Origin of the sequence: Methanobrevibacter sp. (assembly GCF_045112895.1) — an archaeon.
Lineage (GTDB): Archaea > Methanobacteriota > Methanobacteria > Methanobacteriales > Methanobacteriaceae > Methanocatella.
In genome coordinates this window covers 1-17812 of record NZ_JBGUIH010000035.1, presented here as the reverse complement: position 1 = coordinate 17812, position 17812 = coordinate 1, and the positions used below count along the sequence as shown (strand labels likewise).

Below are 17812 nucleotides of genomic sequence, written 5' to 3'. Positions count from 1 at the left end.
AACTTACAATAAACCCCCTCTCTTTTTCTTTTTTTTTGAAAAATATTTTTTACACCACTACATTTAAATACTTACACTTGCATATACAAGAGTATAATTGCATATGCAAGAGTGAGGCAAAGCATGGAAAAGAACAAGAATATTGAAATGATTACAGGAGACCCAAAAAAGGCGATTAATAAATTATCCCTACCCATAATAGCCAGTATGTTTTTAATCTTTGCAAACAACATTATCGACAGCATATGGGTTGCAGGGCTCGGTGCAGAACCGCTAGCCGCACTTGGATATATAACACCATTATTTATGATTATTGTCGGATTCGGAAATGGGCTAGGAGCCGGTGGCAACTCCCTTATATCAAGATATATCGGAGCAGAAGACAAGGCATCAGCAAACAATGCGGCAATACACAATCTTATCCTAAGCATTATCGTATCGGTTGTAATCTCAATAATTTTTGTAATTCTGATGGAGCCAATGCTAAACATGATGGGAGCAAGCAGCGTGATAAGCTACGCTACAGACTACGGATTCATCATATTTTCATGTACTTTCGCACTCTTAATACCTCCGATAGTGGGCGGAGCATTCAGAGCGGAAGGAGATATCAAACGCGCTACCGTACCAATAGCTGTTGCGGCAATCATCAACATGATTTTAGATCCGATATTCATCTACACCTTAGGAATGGGAATAAAGGGAGCCGCATGTGCAACAGTGCTGGGGCCACTTATAAGTTTAGGAGTGATGTTCTACTGGATTTTTGTCAAAAAGGATACCTACCTCTCATATAACTTCAAGGATTTCCATCAGGACCTTAAAATGTATAAGGATATTTTAGTTGTCGGTATTCCTGCAAGCTTGGAGCAATTGGTATTGTCAGTACTGACAATATTTATCAACTATATGCTCACAATCGTGTCCGGACCTGTAGCGGTGGCCGTCTATACTGCAGGCTGGAGAATAGTAAATATAGGAATGCTTCCGGCGATAGGGGTCGGAACAGCAGCAATATCAGTGGCCGGAGTCGCATATGGCGCCCGCAAATATGAAAACTTAAGAGTTACCGCAAGATATGCCGTGAAAGTTGCATTGATAGCTTCAATTATCGTGTGCATAATTTTAAATGTATTCGCAAACCAGATTGCATTCATATTTTCATATTCGGAAAGCAGCGCACAGTTGGAGCCATTGATCGCTAGCTTCATACAGCTGATGTGTCTATTCATCTTATATGTTCCATTCGGTGCCAGTGCAGGTAACGTTTTCCAAGGCGTCGGGAAAGGGACAATATCATTCATATTGACTGCATTCAGGGAATTCATACTCGTGCTGATTTTTGCATACCTTCTGGGATTTACCTTCAACATGGGAGAATTCGGAATCTATTGCGGAATGCTTTTGGGAGGGGGAATCGGTTCTCTGATATGTTATGCATGCATTGAACTCTACATCAACAAACTGATAAGGAGTCAGAGCCATGAAGTTTGATGACAACACCCCTACAGCACCGTTTATCTCCATAATTTATAGAGAGCATGCAAAATACATCAATGATAATGTTAAAGAAGATGATTTGAGCTTTGGACTTCATCCACTATTAATCAACATATACAGACAGGAAGGAATCAGCCAAGAACAGCTGGCTCAAAATTTTCATTTAAACGAAAGTACAATTACAAGAAACCTTAAAAAGCTTGAAGACAAGGGATTTATCGAAAGAATACCCGACAAAAGAAAAAAGATAATTAAAATAACAACTAAAGGCAAGAATACCGCCCAAAAGGTAATGGACTTTGATAAAAGATGGGATGAACAGCTCAATTTGACAGATGAAGAGTATGAAAATTTCATAAAAACACTTAAAAAAATTAGCGAGGAGTTAATATGAACCAAACAATCGAAGACTTAAAGACAAGAAGAAGCATACGCAAATTCAAAGATGAACAAATATCAGACGAAGATTTAAAAACAATTCTAGAGACCGGGACATATGCCCCAACAGGTCGTGGTGCGCAGTCCCCAAAAATCGTTGTAATTCAGGACGAAGAGAAGATTAAGGAATTGTCAGCCTGGAACAGAAGCTTTTTCCCGGTACCCGTACCGGAAGATTTGGATCCCTTTTATGGTGCAAAGACCCTCCTGATTGTACTGGCAAACAGTGAATTTCCAACATATGTCGAAGATGGGTCCAGCGTATTGGCAGTCTTGGTTAATGCCGCACATGCAGTTGGTGTCGGGTCCTGCTGGATTCACAGAGCTCGCGACGAATTTGCATCCGAAAAAGGAAAGGCATTGCTTAAAGAATGGGGAATTCCCGAAACTTATGAAGGAATCGGCCATGTAGTACTTGGATACCCTGACATGGAAGCGCCAGAGCCATTACCAAGAAAAGAAGATTATATCCACTACGTGGGTTAAATTATTAAATTAAAAAAAGAAATTAAAGATGAGTTAAAACACTCATCTACATTTTTTCAGGTGCTGCAACACCTAAAATATCTAAAGCGTTTTTAATGGTTGTTTTGGCCCTATCAACTAAAATGAGTCTTGTATCTTCAAATTCAGAGCCGATGACCTGTTCTGATTTGTAGAACTTATTGAATGAACCGGCCAAATCATGGCAATATTGTGTGATATTGTGAACTCTCTGTTTGTTAGCACAATCCTCAACAACTTGCGGGAATTTAGCTATTTGCCTTACAAGATCTTGTTCCGCTTCATTAGGGCTCCATTCATCACTGACACTTAAGGAAGTGATGTCCTTGCCTGATTTTGCAAGAAGTTTACATGCTCTTGCATGAGCATATTGAATTGAAGCGCAGCCTCTCTCAAAGCTCAATGCCTCATCCCATTTGAATGTCAAGTGCTTTTCAGGAGACAGTTTGGCAATGAAAAACCTTATGGCTCCAACACCGATTTCCTCAGCCATCGGTGCAATTTCCTCTTCTGTCAAGTCAGGGTTCCTGGACCTGATTTCATAGTGTGCCCTTCGGACAGCCTCATCAATCAATTCATCAACAGATACGAATTTGCCTCTTCTGGTTGACATTGAACCTTCAGGAAGTGTAATGAATTCATAAAATATTACTTCAGGAGCCTTTTGTCTAAATATCTCTTCAAAAATGACTTTGATTTGTTTAGCAGCCAACTTATGGTCTGAACCTAAAATGTCAAGTACTGTATCGCCTAAAGTAGCTTTGTATTTGTGATAAGCCAAGTCGCGAGTAGAATAAAGTGATGTTCCGTTGGACCTTCTAAGGACAAATTCCTTATCGATGTTGAAGTCTGTCAAATCAATGTATAGAACTTCATCTTCACGAGTGAAACCTTCTCTTTGGATGTAATTTACAAGGTCATCCACTTCTCCGCTTCTTACGAACTGACCTTCCCATACGAAGTCATCGTGAGTAATATTCATCCTTGAAAGTGATTCCTTCATTCCTGAAATGCATTTGGAAACAACATCTTCAAAGACTTTATTTAACTCCTCATCATCGCCTTCCTCATATTTTTGGATTAATTCGTCGACTTTGGCATTCAATGCCTCATCCTCTTCAACGGCCTTATTTGCGTCAAAGTATAGTTTTCCGATTTTGTGGTCAATCTTATCCCCTTCATAATCATCAATGTTGAAGCCGCATTCTGTTATGCCGCATACGATAATGGCTATTTGCCTTCCCATGTCATTCACATAATATTGGGTTACGACATCTCTACCGGCCAACTTCAATAATCTTGCAAGGGAATCTCCAAAAACAGAGTTTCTGATGTGACCAATGTGCAATGGTCCATTAGGATTTGCTGAAGTGTGTTCCAGGATAATCTTTTCGCCGTATGCTGGAAGCTGACCATAATTTTCATCGACCTTTTCCAATAACAATTTAGAGAATTTGTCATAATCAATGAAGAAATTGACATACGGTCCGAAATTCTGAACTTTAGTAAATATTTCCGGAACTTCAATCTTTTCAACCAAATCCTTTGCAACTTCCGGAGGGGAAGTTCTTAACTTTCTAGTAAGTGCAAATGCAATGGTACTGGCCAAGTCCCCCAATTCCGGATTCGGTGGAAATTCCAGCTTAAAATTCCTGTCTATTTCTTCATCATATTGATCCAATGCCTTATTGATGGCATCAATAGCTTGTTTTTCAATTTCAAAATACATTAACTCACCTATAATAATTATAACCCTCTTAACCAAAGGGAAAGATAACCTATTTTTGGAATTACGACTAGATTATCTCCATATGTTACAACCTTTTCCTTGATTTGGCTTGATTTGACATAATATGGATCTGGAGAATCATTATTGTCCCCTTTAATTACATACATCGTAGTTCCGTTAATATCTGTAATATTTATAATTCTATGAATCACCGGCTGGTCAAACCATGCTGCATCATAAACAACCACATCACCAATCTGAACATCATCCGGATTGAACTCATTTATGCCTAGGAAATTTGCCTTTTCTACCAAAACAATATCTCCCCTATAAAATGCGGGCTCCATACTTCCTGAAACAACCACATTCAAATGTTGAGCTGCAATCAATACAATGACTAAGATAATGACATATGATGCAACTTCCTTCCAATCTACCATATTATTACCTTCTTCTTTTCTTAAATGCAGCTTCAAGACCTAATTCAATGGCATCAACGGTCTTTTGAATGTCTGCCATACTATGTGCATTTGAAATAAAATTACATTCAAATTGAGATGGAGGAATGAATATGCCTTCCTTCAATAATGTTTTGAAGTATCTTAAGAATTGCTTTTTGTCGGATTTCTGCGCATCAGCATAGTTGCAGACCGGTGCAGGATTGAAATAAATCTGAAACATTGAAGCGAGTCCGACCGGCTGAACATTATACTCCTGCTCTTCAATGATGGATTTGACACTGTCCCTAAGGAAGTTTCCTTTTCTTTCAAGCTCCTTGTAGAATGCATCATCCAATTGAGTCAAAGTGGATATTCCCGCTTGAACTGAAATAGGATTGCCTGAAAAAGTACCTGCCTGATAAACCGGACCGTTTGGAGCAATCAATTCCATGATTTCCCTTTTGCCACAAAATGCTCCCATAGGAAGTCCGCCGCCAACAATTTTACCGAGTGTTGTCAAATCAGGAGTGACACCATAATATTGCTGAGCTCCACCACGGGAAGCCCTGAATCCGGTAATGACCTCATCGAATATTAGAACAATGCCGTTCTCTTCAGTAATTTTTCTGATAAATTCCAAAAATCCTGGCTTTGGCTCAATGCAGCCGACATTGCCCATTACAACTTCCATGATGATACATGCAATGTTTTGGCCTTCCTTTTCAATTAACTCGGTCAAGGCTTCTTCATCATTGAATGGAACGGATAAAGTATTTTTAGTGGTGTCTTTTGGAATGCCCGGGCTGTCAGGTAAAGTTGCAGCACCAGATCCTCCCTTGACTAACACATAATCATGCGCTCCATGATAGGCTCCTTCAAATTTGACTATTTTATCCCTGCCAGTGAAACCACGTGCCAATCTGATTGCACTCATTGTAGCCTCAGTACCGCTATTACAGAACCTTACCATTTCAGCAGAGGGAATCCTGTCAACTACCTCTTTTGCAAGAACAGTTTCATTTTCAGTCGGAGCTCCATAAGCGCTGCCAATAGTCAATTGATTGGAAACCTCCCTTACAACTTTAGGGTCGGCATGCCCCAAAATCAATGGACCATAAGCTAAACAATGGTCGATATAAGTTTTTCCATCTACATCAGTGATTTTAGAACCGCCAGCACTTTTAACGAAAAATGGGTAAGGTTTAAAAGCACGCACAGGAGAATTTACTCCGCCGGGAAAATAATTTTTAGATTCATTGAACAATTCTTCAGAATACATTTTATCACGCTATAAATGTTGGATTAATGAATTTACACAAGCTACAGCAATAGGTGTTCCACCTTTTGGCCCTTCAACGATAATATTTGGGATTTCTGAATTATGCAGAGCTTCTTTTGAATCTGCGGCTCCTACAAATCCAACAGGAACTCCTACAATAGCTTTAAGATTCATTTCACCTTTTTTGTATAAATCCATAGCTTCAAAAACAGCTGTTGGAGCATTGCCTGAAACTACAATTCCTTCAAAGTCATTTTGAGCTGCATAACGCATGGCGGCAGCCGCCCTTGTAATTTGATGCTCTTTAGCTATTTTTATAACTTCTTCGTTTTTAATATAACACTCAACTTCCCCTTCATATCTGGTAATGCCATATTTAACCATGTTGATATCAGTTAAAATGGTTTCTTTATTTTTAAGGGATGCCATAGCTGCATCTACAAAATCATCACTCATCTTAACTAATTTTGCATATTCAGGATCGGCAGTTGAGTGAACAATTCTCTCAACGATGTCTCTTTCTATAGGTTTTAAGTCTTTGACATCATCACCAATAAGGCCACGGATAATTTCTCTACTTTTATTCGCAATATCCAAACCTTGTTTAGTTGATGCACCCATGAACATTTTGTCTGTCATATTATAACTATTGGTAAATATGTAAGTTAAATATTTTGTTATATTTAATAAAAAAATTGTAAAATCTAGTTTTCACTAGCTGAAAGGCCTGCCAAGAAACCGGTTGAAAATGCAATTTTCAGGTTATATCCTCCGGTAGGCCCATGCAGATCCAGGACTTCACCTGCAAAGTAAAGGTTTGGTGTTAATGTTGACTCCATTGTCTTTGGGTTAACATTAGCCAAATCGACACCGCCAATTGTAACTTTCGCCAAATCCTTATTAAAACCTATGATTTCAAAGGAAAATCTTTTTAAGTTTTCAATCAGCCGATTTTTGCTTTTCTTATCAATTCTTGAAAGCTGGGTTTCACCTTCAATCGCAAGTTCATCCAAAAAGAAATCGATGAACCCTCCAGTTAAGAATAGCTTCAAATAATTTTTGATCATTGTCTTTCCCTTGGATTGGAAATCTATTGTAAATTTTTTTTGCAGTTCTTCACGTGTGAATGCAGGACATAAATCAATTGCTATTTCAAAGTCAACATCCGGTTCATTATCCAATAGATTATAGCTTAAACTTTGAGATATGATATTGCTTAAATTGATGATTCCCGGACCGGTAAGGCCAACATGTGAAAAAAGAACATTGCCCTGAACCTTTGATTTATTATAACTTATGATGACATCATATAATGTTATTCCTGCAATGCCTGAAAGATCTTTTTTAGTAATCAAAGGCACCAGACCGTATTTGATGTCAGTCAAGGGCTGTGAAGTCAGACAGTAGTTTCCAATACTGCACCCCGTTTGAGGATATGTTACTCCACCAGTAGCGATTATGATTTTGTCTACTGTAATCTCATCATTGATGATGAAATTTTCTACAATAGATTTTACCTCAAAGTCGTATCTCACATCAACATCCTCAAGATATCCCAATAGGATTTCTAAAACATCACTTGATCTCTCAGTTTCGGGAAAAATTCTGTTGTCATCCTCTTCAATGAATCCCAATCCTTTGTCTTCAAAAAGGGATAGTAGTTTTTCATTTGTCAATGTGTAAAAGGAGTGTTTCAAAAAGTTTTTTTGAGGATAAATATTCAATAGCTTCTTTATTGGCTTTAGGTTGGTAATATTGCATCTTCCACCACCGGTCATCAGGAGCTTGCGCCCTGGTGAAGGGTTCTTTTCAAGCAATATTACTCTTGAGGAATTCCAGCTTGCGACAATTGCCGCCATGATTCCTGCCGGCCCGCCACCAACAACAGCTATATCATATTCTTCCATATTATCTTAAAAAAAAAGAAATTAAGGGGTTAATCTGTGTCTGTCTCTTGGGAAGAGTACACATTCACGGATGTTTTCAGCACCGGTAAGCACCATAGTCAGCCTGTCGGCACCAAGACCCCATCCTGCATGAGGAGGCATACCATATTCAAATGCCTTGAGATAGCTTCCAAATCCGCCAGGGTTCAATCCTCTTTCTTCGATTTGTTTTACGAGCAAATCATATTGGTGAACACGGGTTGCACCGGAAGACAGCTCAAGGTTGTTGTACATCAAATCGAATGCATGAGAGTATTTTTCATCACCCTCAACCGGCATTACATAGAACGGCTTGATTTCAGTCGGCCATCTGGTCAGGAAGTAGAATCCACCCATAGCATCGCCCAATGCCTTTTCGGCTTCACGGGACAGGTCTTCTCCCCATTGCATTTCAACATCACGGGAGTTTACGATGTCAACCGCTTCGTCATAGGTTACAACCGGGAAATCACCTGCAGGAACTTCCAATTCATGACCTAAAACGTCCAATTCCTTAGCACAGTTTTCATTGACATCCTTCAATACCTGAATGAGCATGTCATTCAAAATTTTCATTACATCTTCATCATCGGCAAATGAAACTTCAGCATCGATTGATACCGCTTCGTTCAAGTGTCTTAGGGTATCGTGCTCTTCCGCCCTGAAAATCTGGCCGATTTCAAATACCTTATCCATTCCAGCCCCCATCATCATCTGCTTGTATAATTGAGGGGATTGGCCTAAGAATGCTTCTTTTTCAAAGTAAGTGATTGGGAATAATTCTGTTCCTCCTTCGGTAGCGGATGCTACGAGTTTAGGAGTGTTGATTTCATAAAATCCATTATCATAGAAGAAATCCCTGATGGTATGGAACATTTGACCTTTAATTTTAAAAATTGCTGAAACGTTTTCCTTTCTGATATCCAGGAATCTTGAATCTAATCTTGTATCGATTCCAGCCTGAACCTTTTCTGTCGGATCCATTGGCAAAGGCTGGTTGGCTAAGTTCAATACTCTGATTTCCTTAGGAATGATTTCAACACCATTTGGTGCCTTTGGAGCTTCCTGTACTGCACCTTTAATGGCGACAACGGATTCTTTTCTGAATTTTCTTAAATCTTCTAATATTTCTGCTTCTACTTTTTTACTTGGAGCTGTAATTTGAACTCTGCCTGTTACATCCCTGATGATTACAAAGATGATACCGCCCAAATCACGGATTTCATGCACCCAACCCATGATTGTGACATCGCTTCCTGCAATTTCAGGAATGGCATCTTTTGCATAGTGAGTTCTTCTCCAATCATTTAATAAACCTTGCAAATTATTCACCTCGGTTATAAAAATAAAAATAATGATAAACTTTCATTATAGTTTTAATATTGGTTTTAATGTTTAATAAACGTATGCGAAATAAAAGTTTTTTAAAAAAAATTTAAAAAAAAAGAAAAATAAAGAACTCTAATTAAAGAGTAATTTATTAAATTAATTTAGTATCGATTTGACCGGTAAATGCATTAACAGTAATTTCTGCAACTTTTGTGTTTGTATCATCCATTACAAAAAATACATAACAGTCAGGTATCTCATCATGAGCTGTTTCATCGATTGTGAATTGTGGACCTAAATCTAAATTATTATTTACTTCTTCTTTAGCTAAATCTTGACACTCATCAAAAGACATCTCTTGTTGAGCATTTTGATCCATATTGTCAGCGCCCATATTATCATCAGAAGAAGCCATACCATTATCATCAAATGATGCGCCTAAAGAATTATCATTATCCATATTGTCCTCATCATCTAAAAGGGTTGTGCTTGCATCATCATTTTCGCTGCCCGCCTCTTCACTTTCACCAGACAATAAATTGTTTAGGTCTTCCTGATTTGAAATATCTGAAACATAATCTCCAGATTCCTCATCTGACAATTCTTCATCTGCTGATGCATCCTCATCAATAGGCTCATCAAGATTTTCATTATAATTATCCACTACAACCAAAACATTCTCCTGTAAAATGGCCTGATTGAATATTGTAGTATCTACATCCGCAAGAAGAAGCAATATCAAATTAAAGTCTTGCTTTACATTCATCTGTTTATTAACGACACCTACGCCAGAAGGTTTTTGACTTTTATGATTATTACTGAATATGATGCTGTTTGCAATTTCGGCTGTGAGTTCACCGTCTTTAGTACCTACTGAAAGACCTTCGTTACCATTAGTAACTAATATATTAATAGTTTTACCTTTTTTAAAAGCAACAGATTGTGGAGGTTGATTATCAATAGGAATTATTTTGGATTTTTTAGTATTTTTTAAAAAATCAATCATGGACTCATTATCCTTAAATGTATTGATTTTAATTCCATATTTGCTGTCTTTATAAATACCGTCGCCTACTTTAACGAAGTCAGAATCTGAAGGTACAGAAACAGTAATACCATCAAAAGTTTCTTCTTTCATAGATGAATCATTACTCATTACTGTTGCACCGGCAATCCCAACAGAAATGATTCCAATTATAACTATAAGAAATAAAATATGATTATCTATCTTCATTAAATCACCAAAAATATTAGTGTTGTTAATATATGTATTTCATATTATATATAATATTATAAAAAGATAATAACTCATAAAAAATATATGCTTATAATTAGATAAACATAACTAAATAGTGAATAAATTGATAAATAAATTAAAGGTGTAATTAAAAATGGTAGAATGTCCAAAATGTGGAAATGAAGTTGAAGACAGTAATTTTTGTGACAAATGCGGTGAAAAAATCGAAAAAGCAAAAACTTGTCCTAATTGTGATTTTGAATTAGGAGAAGAAAGCGTATTTTGCCCAAATTGTGGAACAAAAGTTAAAGACGACTCATCCGAAGAAGAAACCGAAAAAGAAGAACCTCAAGAAGAAGTTGCGGAAGAAAAAGAAGCAACTACCAAAGAAGAAACCGAGAAAGAAGAAAAAAAAGAAATAGTTGCAAACTGTCCATATTGCAATACTGGAATTGATGAACCAGACATTGATTTTTGTCCTGAGTGTGGAAAACCTATTAAAGTTGATAAGCAATCATTTGAGGGTATAAAACTTACAATTCAACCTAAAAAGATATTAATATTTTCAATTTTAGCAATTATATGCTCATCAATCCTTGCACTACTTTTATCCTTCATTTTTGGAATGGTAACCACCGTAGATTTGTATCCATTAGGATTCTTGATAAGTTTACTTATAGTTGTAGGGATATTTGGATCATTTAAAGATTTAATAAATGGTGGCCTTTTAGGAATTATCACAGGCTTCGTTTTAGGATTGTTATCTACATTGATTGTTGAATTTTCTTGCGGATACGCTTTCAGTTATCAAATGTTTTCAGGATACTCCGCAATAGTTTTAACCATTTTTGGAGCAATAGTTGGAGTAATTTCAACAAAATACTTAAGAAAACACATTTTAAAATATCTTGATGTTGAAAATACATTTAATTAATATCTAACTATTTTAAATCTTTCTTTATCAAATAGTTACGGGTGGAATTGTAGCTCCTACTCCAATTCATCCCCATTTTTAATTTAAATCCATCTTATCTTAATCTTGTTTTAAATGAATTTGCATGTGCAAAGAATCCCTCGTATTCGGCAATCGGAACTGAAGTTTTGGACAGCTCTTCAAGTCCCTCTTTGGTAATCCTTTGAACTGTAGGCTTTTTGATGAACGCCTCGGTTGAAAGACCTGAATACATCTTTGCCCCTCCGCCGGTAGGCAAAACATGGTTTGTTCCAGATCCATAATCTCCAGCCGCAACAGGTGAGTAAGCGCCTAAAAATATTGAACCTGCATTGTTTATTTGTGATAACACCACATCATCGTCTTTAGTGGATATGATTAAATGTTCAGGAGCGTATTCATTTGTAACATGAATCGTTTCCTCAAATGTGTCAGTGATAATGATCTTTCCGCTTTTGGACAATGATTCCTCAATTATTTCACGTCTCGGAGCTACTTCGGTTTGTTCCTTAACAAATTCATCAGTTTTTATTGCCAGTTCTTCGCTGTCAGTCACCAAAAAGCATGATGCATTTGGATCATGCTCGGCCTGTGCCAATATATCGGTTGCTAAAAATTCAGGATTGGCGGTTTCATCTGCGAGAATTAAAACTTCAGACGGACCTGCCGGAAACTCAATGTCTACCTGGCCATAGACCAGTTTTTTGGCTGCAGTAACGAATATGTTTCCAGGTCCGACAATCTTTTCGACACGTGGAATTGACTCTGTCCCATACGCAAGTCCGGCTATCGCCTGAGCTCCTCCGACCTTATAGATTTCATCAGCGCCGGCAATATCTGCTGCAACCAGAATCGCGTCAAGAATCTTGCCGTCCTTTTGAGGCGGTGTAACGCAAACGACCTTTTCGACGCCTGCAATCTTGGCAGGTATTACAGTCATCAGTATTGATGAAGGGTAAGCCGCTCTTCCACCTGGGATGTAACATCCTGCAGAGTTGATTGGCCTTACAATCTGGCCTGCAACAATGCCGGGATTTACTTCAATTTCCCATTCAGACGGTATTTGCTTTTTATGAAATTTTTCAATGTTTGAAGCTGCCTGCTTTAATGCAGTGAGCAACTCATCATCCAGTGTATCATAAGCCTCTCTGATTTCATCTTCAGAAACCTTCAGATTTTCTATTGTAACACCATCGAATTTTTCAGTATATTCCCTAATAGCATGGTCTTTGTTTACACGGACATTTTCCAAAATTTCAGAAACAGTGCCTAAAACATTGTTGACATCCTGTTCTGAACGCTTAATGGTTTCGGCCAAATCGATTTGGGAGTATTTCAGTATCTCCATTGTAACACTACCTTAGAATAGCACCGGTATCGGCTGAGTGCACTAACTTTTGATATATCGCCAGCCATCCGGTAACATCACTTTCAGGGTGTTTGACCTCTTTCAATCTGGCTTCGATTTCCTCATCAGTAAGTTCAACGTTGATGAATCTGTTTTCAATGTCTATCTCAATGATGTCACCGTTTTGAATTGCGGCTATCGGACCGTCTTCCATTGCTTCAGGGGATACATGTCCTATGCAAGGCCCTCTGGTTCCGCCGGAGAACCTTCCGTCTGTTATCAATCCCACATCCTTGATGTTCATTCCAGCAAGAGCGGAAGTCGGATTCAACATTTCGCGCATTCCAGGACCTCCTTTCGGTCCTTCATACCTTATTACAACAATGTCTCCCTCTTCGATTTCATGATCAAAGATTGCTTTTGTGACTTCCTCTTCTGAGTCATACACTTTTGCAGGCCCTTTGAGATGCATCAGGTGGTCTGCAACTGCACCTTTCTTGACGACACTGCCGTTAGGGGCAAGGTTTCCCTTAAGTATTGCAATACCACCGTCCTCATGGACAGGATTGTCCAAAGTATGAATGACGTCGGTGTTCTTGTTTTCGACATTTTTAAGGTTTTCTTTTATAGTTTTGCCTGTAACAGTCAATTGATCTGTATCAATCTTGTCACCTAATGTCTTAAGCACAGCTTGGATACCTCCAGCCAGGTGCAAGTCCATCATTGAGTCTTCACCTGCCGGAGAAATCAATGCGATATGAGGAACTTTCCTTGAGATTTCATCGAACAGTTCCAAATCCACGCTGATGCCTTCCACTTCACTTGCCAAAGCGGGAATATGCAATGCAGTATTTGAAGATCCGCCCAATGCCATGTCGACCGCAATCGCATTGTTGAATGCTTCCTGAGTTAAAATATCAGATGGCTTGATGTCCTCTTCGACGAGTTTAACTATTTGTTTGCCTGATTCATATGCAATCTGGTTGTTTTCTTCAGTAAGCGCATGGGTTGTTGCACATGTCGGAAGTGACAAACCCAAAGTTTCTGTAATGCATGCCATGGTATTTGCAGTGAAGAGTCCTGAACAGCTTCCAGCACCAGGACAGGCACATTTTTCAAGCTCATGGACTTCCTCTTCGGTCATTGTTCCTGCAGAATAGGAACCTACCGCTTCAAATACTGTAATCAAATCAGCAGGCTTGCCCTTGTATGAACCGGCCGCCATCGGCCCACCGGTAACGACGATTGACGGAACGTTTACCCTTGAAGCACCCATTATCATTCCCGGAACCACCTTGTCGCAGCTTGGAATCAGTACCAGTCCGTCGAATGCATGGCCTTTTGTCATGCTTTCAACTGTCGCCGCAATGATTTCCCTTGAAGGCAGGGAATATTTCATGCCTTCATGGTTCATGCTTATTCCGTCACAGATTGCCATTGTATCGAATTCAAATGGTATGCCTCCGGCGGCAATAATTCCTTCCTTTACGAATTCAACCAGATCTTTTAAATGAATATGACCTGGCACAATGTCTGTAAAACTGTTTGCTATACCAATAAATGGTTTTTTAAAATCCTCATCATCAAGCCCACATGCACGCAATAGTGACCTGTGTGGCGCTCTTTGAATACCTTTTTTTACACTATCACTTTTCATTTAATCACACTAATTTAATCAAATCAGTACTATATATCTCATTCATAACTTTTAAAATATTGGAATTTGGTCAAGATTATGAAATTTGATTGAAGTAATGTAGATAAACAGAATTACTTTTTGAAAAGTAGTGTTGATTAGTTAATTTATTAAAAAATAAGTCTCATTAAATAATAGTTTTATAGAAAAAATGCCTAATTTTAAATGATTAATTTCATTTAATGAAAGTTGATTTTTTTGTAAAAAATAAAAAATATGGGAAAATAAAATTTTCCCATTAAACGTGTTTAACTTTTCCTTTTTAATGACAAACCAGCAACTGCGAGTAATGACAAGAGTGCCATTACGATTGGGTTACCTGTAGGATGCATAGTTGGAGGAACCGGAACAACAGGAGGTTCAGGCTCGGTTTCGTTTTCCGGAGGAGCAACAACTTCCACTTCAGCATCATCAAAGTTATTGGTATAGTCGATTTCGTAAGTGTCACATTCAGTGTATGCTTTAACGACAAATTTACCGGCAACTAATGCTTTAGTGTCAAGTAAAAGAGTTACTTCTTCACCAGGAGCTAGATCTCCAATGGTCCAAATTCCAGTATCTGGGTCATAGGTACCTTTGGATGGTTTAAATCCTAAAAGTTTGAGTTCATCAGGTACAGTCACATATGCACGAGAATTGACCGCAGTGTCAGGTCCTTGGTTTACGACAGTAATTGTCCAAACTACTTTATCGCCAACATTGACTTTAGCAACATCCGGTTCGACAGTGATAACCAAGTCAACTTCAGGAGAAACAGTAGTTGAATTATTACCTTTGTTGTTGGTTTCATTTGGATCGTATGTATCAGAAGTAACGTCTACAATGTTAATAATAGTCTTATTGGTAGCTGCAACTAAAGTTACGATATTCAATGTAGCGGATTTGCCACAAGCAAGGTCGCCCACTTTCCAGATACCAGTATTAGAGTCATAAGCTCCATTGGAATCATCGCTGACATAAATTAATCCGGAAGGTAATTTGTCAGTGACAATGGTATTGACTGCAGTATCCCTACCATTGTTTGTAACAACGATTGTCCAATTGATTTTGTCGCCTTTGTGAGGAGTTGAATTAGATACGGATTTATTAACCACTAAATCAGCCTCAGCTTCGACATTGACAGAGCTATTATCTTTATTATTACTTTCATCAGGATCGTGAGTATCGGATGTAACATTTACAGGGTTTGTAATATTAACATTTGATTCTGTTATAATGGTTACAATGTGTAAGGTTACAGATGCTCCACTAGCAAGGTCGCCTACATTCCAAACACCGGTTTCAGGGTCATATGCTCCATTGGAATCATCGGAATCATATTCCACACCAGCAGGCAATTTATCGACAACAACAGCGTTTACGGCATCGTTAGGTCCGTGGTTAACTACGGTTATGTCCCAGTTTACAGGATCTCCATAATAACATTTAGCGCCTTCCTGATCGTTTGTTTTGATTACTTCTAAATCAGCTTCAGGAGGAACAGTAGTGCTGTTGGTTCCATTGTTATTGGATTCGTCAGGATCGTAAGTGTCAGAAGTGGTATTGACATTATTGACAATAGTAGCATCAGTGACATTAATGAGTGTTTCGATGATTAAAGTAGCAGATTCACCGCTGGCAAGGTCACCGACAGTCCAAGTATTGTCAGCGAAATTGCCACCACTAACATTAACAACATCCAAGCCACTAGGGATAACATCTTCAACAACAACATTCACAGCAGTGTCCGGACCGTTATTGGTAACAACAATAGTCCAACTTACCAAGTCTCCTTTATGAGCAGTATCATTAGAAACAAGTTTAACAATACTTAAATCAGATTCAGGCGGAATAACAACAACATCAGAGTCATTATTGTTATTCATATTAGGATCATAAGTCTCACTGGAAACATTAGCCTCATTAACAAGGGACATGTTTGTAGCATTCACAATAGTTCTGATAACTACAAGTTCCACTTGATCTACAGTCATATTACCGATAGTCCATGTCTTACCGTCAGCAGACAATTCACCGGCAGTAATGTTAACAACACCATTGTAAATCAGTTCATCAGGTAAAACATCATCAAGAACCGCATTAACAGCAGTATCAGGACCATGGTTAACAACGACAATAATCCAATCAACAACATCACCTTTATGAGCAGTACCATTAAGTGCAGCCTTAATAACTTCTAAGTCAGCTTCTGGAGGAATAACAACAAAATCGGAATCATTATTGTTACTCATATCCGGATCATAAGTCTCACTTGAAGCATTAGCACTATTAACAATAGTCATGTTGGTGGTATTCACAATAGTTCTGATACGTAAATATGCGCGTTGATCGACAGTCATGTTGCCGATAGCCCAGGTCTTACCGTCAGCAGACAATTCACCAGCATTAATTTCTAAAACGCCGCTGAAAATCAATTCATCAGGTAAAACATCATCAAGAACCGCATTAACAGCAGTATCAGGACCATGATTAACAACAATAATAAACCAATCAACGATTTCACCATTATGAGCAGACTCGTTGAGTGCACCTTTGATGACCTCTAAATCAGCTTCAGGAGGAACAGTTGTATTGTTAGTTCCATTGTTATTGGTCTCATTAGGATCATAGGTATCGGAAGTAACATTCACATTATTAACAATAGTAGCATTAGTAGCGTTAACAACAGTTCTAATAACTAAAACTTTAGAATCACCACTAGCAATCTCATCAATAAACCAAACATTATCCTCAAACCTGCCCGCATGACCAAGATTAATCACTTCAGGATTAATTAACTCATCAGGAATGACATCGGTTACAGTAACATTAACTGCAACGTTAGGACCATTGTTAGTAACAGTAATAGTCCAAGTAATCACATCACCGAAACGAGCAGTAGCATTAGACACAGTCTTATTAACCTCTAAATCAGCTTCAGGAGGAATGGTAGTATTATTAGTACCATTATTATTAGTCTCATTAGAATCATAAGTAGTGGAATTCACAGTAACATTATTAACAATAGTAGTATTAGTAGCATTCACTTTAGTAGAAATAACCAAAGCAACCACTTGACCTTTAGTCAAATTACCAATTGTCCAAACATTATTAGCGAAATTACCTTGATCCACACTAACAACAGACACATCAACTAACTCAGAAGGAATAATATCATCTACCCAAGCATCAACAGCTGTATTAGGACCATTATTTTTAACAGTAATAGTCCAAGTAATCACATCACCATAATGAGCAGTAGCATTAGACACAGTCTTATTAACCTCTAAATCTGCAACAGGATTAATATTTGTAGTGTTATTACCCGGAGTATCATTAGTAACATTAGACCTAGCAGTCACATTATTCTGAATAGTACCATTAGTTAAAGTCTTAAACCAAACAGTGAAAGTAGCATTAGCACCTTTAGCAAGATCCTTACCATAAACAAAGGTA

Annotated in this window: 14 protein-coding genes; 4 read left to right on the top strand and 10 right to left on the bottom strand. The window is 38.1% G+C overall.

Annotated features, from left to right (window positions below; genetic code table 11):
- The first annotated feature begins 123 nt into the window (after positions 1-123).
- The 3 genes from ACJMLD_RS06790 to ACJMLD_RS06780 are packed head-to-tail and all read left to right on the top strand — an operon-like array spanning position 124 to position 2424.
- Positions 124-1494, top strand: a complete 1371-nt coding sequence (locus tag ACJMLD_RS06790; RefSeq protein ID WP_405269640.1) for an MATE family efflux transporter — start codon at positions 124-126, stop codon at positions 1492-1494.
- Positions 1484-1894: a MarR family winged helix-turn-helix transcriptional regulator gene (locus ACJMLD_RS06785; RefSeq protein WP_405269637.1), complete on the top strand. Its 411-nt coding sequence runs from the start codon at positions 1484-1486 to the stop codon at positions 1892-1894. Before ACJMLD_RS06790 ends, ACJMLD_RS06785 begins: the two co-directional genes overlap by 11 nt.
- The gene (locus ACJMLD_RS06780) at positions 1891-2424 is read left to right on the top strand and encodes a nitroreductase (protein ID WP_405269635.1); all 534 of its coding nucleotides are present in this window, start codon (positions 1891-1893) and stop codon (positions 2422-2424) included. The genes ACJMLD_RS06785 and ACJMLD_RS06780 overlap by 4 nt, the downstream gene beginning before the upstream one ends.
- 46 nt (positions 2425-2470) lie before the next feature.
- Here the strand turns inward: ACJMLD_RS06780 and argS are convergent, their stop codons facing one another.
- From argS to ACJMLD_RS06745, 7 genes are all read right to left on the bottom strand, one after another.
- A complete protein-coding gene (gene argS / locus ACJMLD_RS06775) occupies positions 2471-4171 on the bottom strand; it encodes an arginine--tRNA ligase (protein ID WP_405269632.1) in 1701 nt (566 codons plus the stop codon).
- A gap of 17 nt (positions 4172-4188) precedes the next feature.
- Positions 4189-4611, bottom strand: a complete 423-nt coding sequence (locus ACJMLD_RS06770) for a signal peptidase I (protein WP_405269629.1) — start codon at positions 4609-4611, stop codon at positions 4189-4191.
- A gap of 4 nt (positions 4612-4615) precedes the next feature.
- Positions 4616-5890 (bottom strand): glutamate-1-semialdehyde 2,1-aminomutase, encoded by a 1275-nt coding sequence (gene hemL, locus ACJMLD_RS06765; protein ID WP_405269626.1) that lies wholly within the window; start codon positions 5888-5890, stop codon positions 4616-4618.
- Between the two features lie 9 nt (positions 5891-5899).
- Positions 5900-6529 carry a cobalt-precorrin-8 methylmutase gene (locus tag ACJMLD_RS06760; RefSeq protein WP_405269623.1) on the bottom strand — a complete coding sequence of 210 codons (630 nt, stop codon included), beginning with the start codon at positions 6527-6529 and terminating at the stop codon, positions 5900-5902.
- Between the two features lie 65 nt (positions 6530-6594).
- Positions 6595-7797: an NAD(P)/FAD-dependent oxidoreductase gene (locus ACJMLD_RS06755; protein WP_405269620.1), complete on the bottom strand. Its 1203-nt coding sequence runs from the start codon at positions 7795-7797 to the stop codon at positions 6595-6597.
- A gap of 21 nt (positions 7798-7818) precedes the next feature.
- Complete coding sequence (gene aspS / locus ACJMLD_RS06750; protein ID WP_405269617.1) at positions 7819-9138, bottom strand: aspartate--tRNA(Asn) ligase; 1320 nt, start codon at positions 9136-9138, stop codon at positions 7819-7821.
- A 157-nt stretch (positions 9139-9295) separates the two neighbouring features.
- Positions 9296-10378, bottom strand: a complete 1083-nt coding sequence (locus ACJMLD_RS06745) for a hypothetical protein (RefSeq protein WP_405269614.1) — start codon at positions 10376-10378, stop codon at positions 9296-9298.
- 157 nt (positions 10379-10535) lie between these two features.
- Here ACJMLD_RS06745 and ACJMLD_RS06740 point away from each other — a divergent pair, with 157 nt between their 5' ends.
- Positions 10536-11315 (top strand): double zinc ribbon domain-containing protein, encoded by a 780-nt coding sequence (locus tag ACJMLD_RS06740; RefSeq protein ID WP_405269612.1) that lies wholly within the window; start codon positions 10536-10538, stop codon positions 11313-11315.
- Positions 11316-11409: 94 nt separating this feature from the next.
- On the opposite strand, the gene hisD is transcribed toward ACJMLD_RS06740, so the two are convergent.
- The 3 genes from hisD to ACJMLD_RS06725 form a co-directional block, all read right to left on the bottom strand.
- On the bottom strand, positions 11410-12681 hold the full coding sequence (gene hisD / locus ACJMLD_RS06735; protein WP_405269609.1) for a histidinol dehydrogenase: 1272 nt from the start codon (positions 12679-12681) through the stop codon (positions 11410-11412).
- Between the two features lie 7 nt (positions 12682-12688).
- A complete protein-coding gene (gene ilvD, locus ACJMLD_RS06730) occupies positions 12689-14338 on the bottom strand; it encodes a dihydroxy-acid dehydratase (protein WP_405269606.1) in 1650 nt (549 codons plus the stop codon).
- A gap of 287 nt (positions 14339-14625) precedes the next feature.
- Positions 14626-17812: DUF11 domain-containing protein (locus tag ACJMLD_RS06725; protein ID WP_405269601.1), on the bottom strand; the 3187-nt coding region annotated here is incomplete at its 5' end.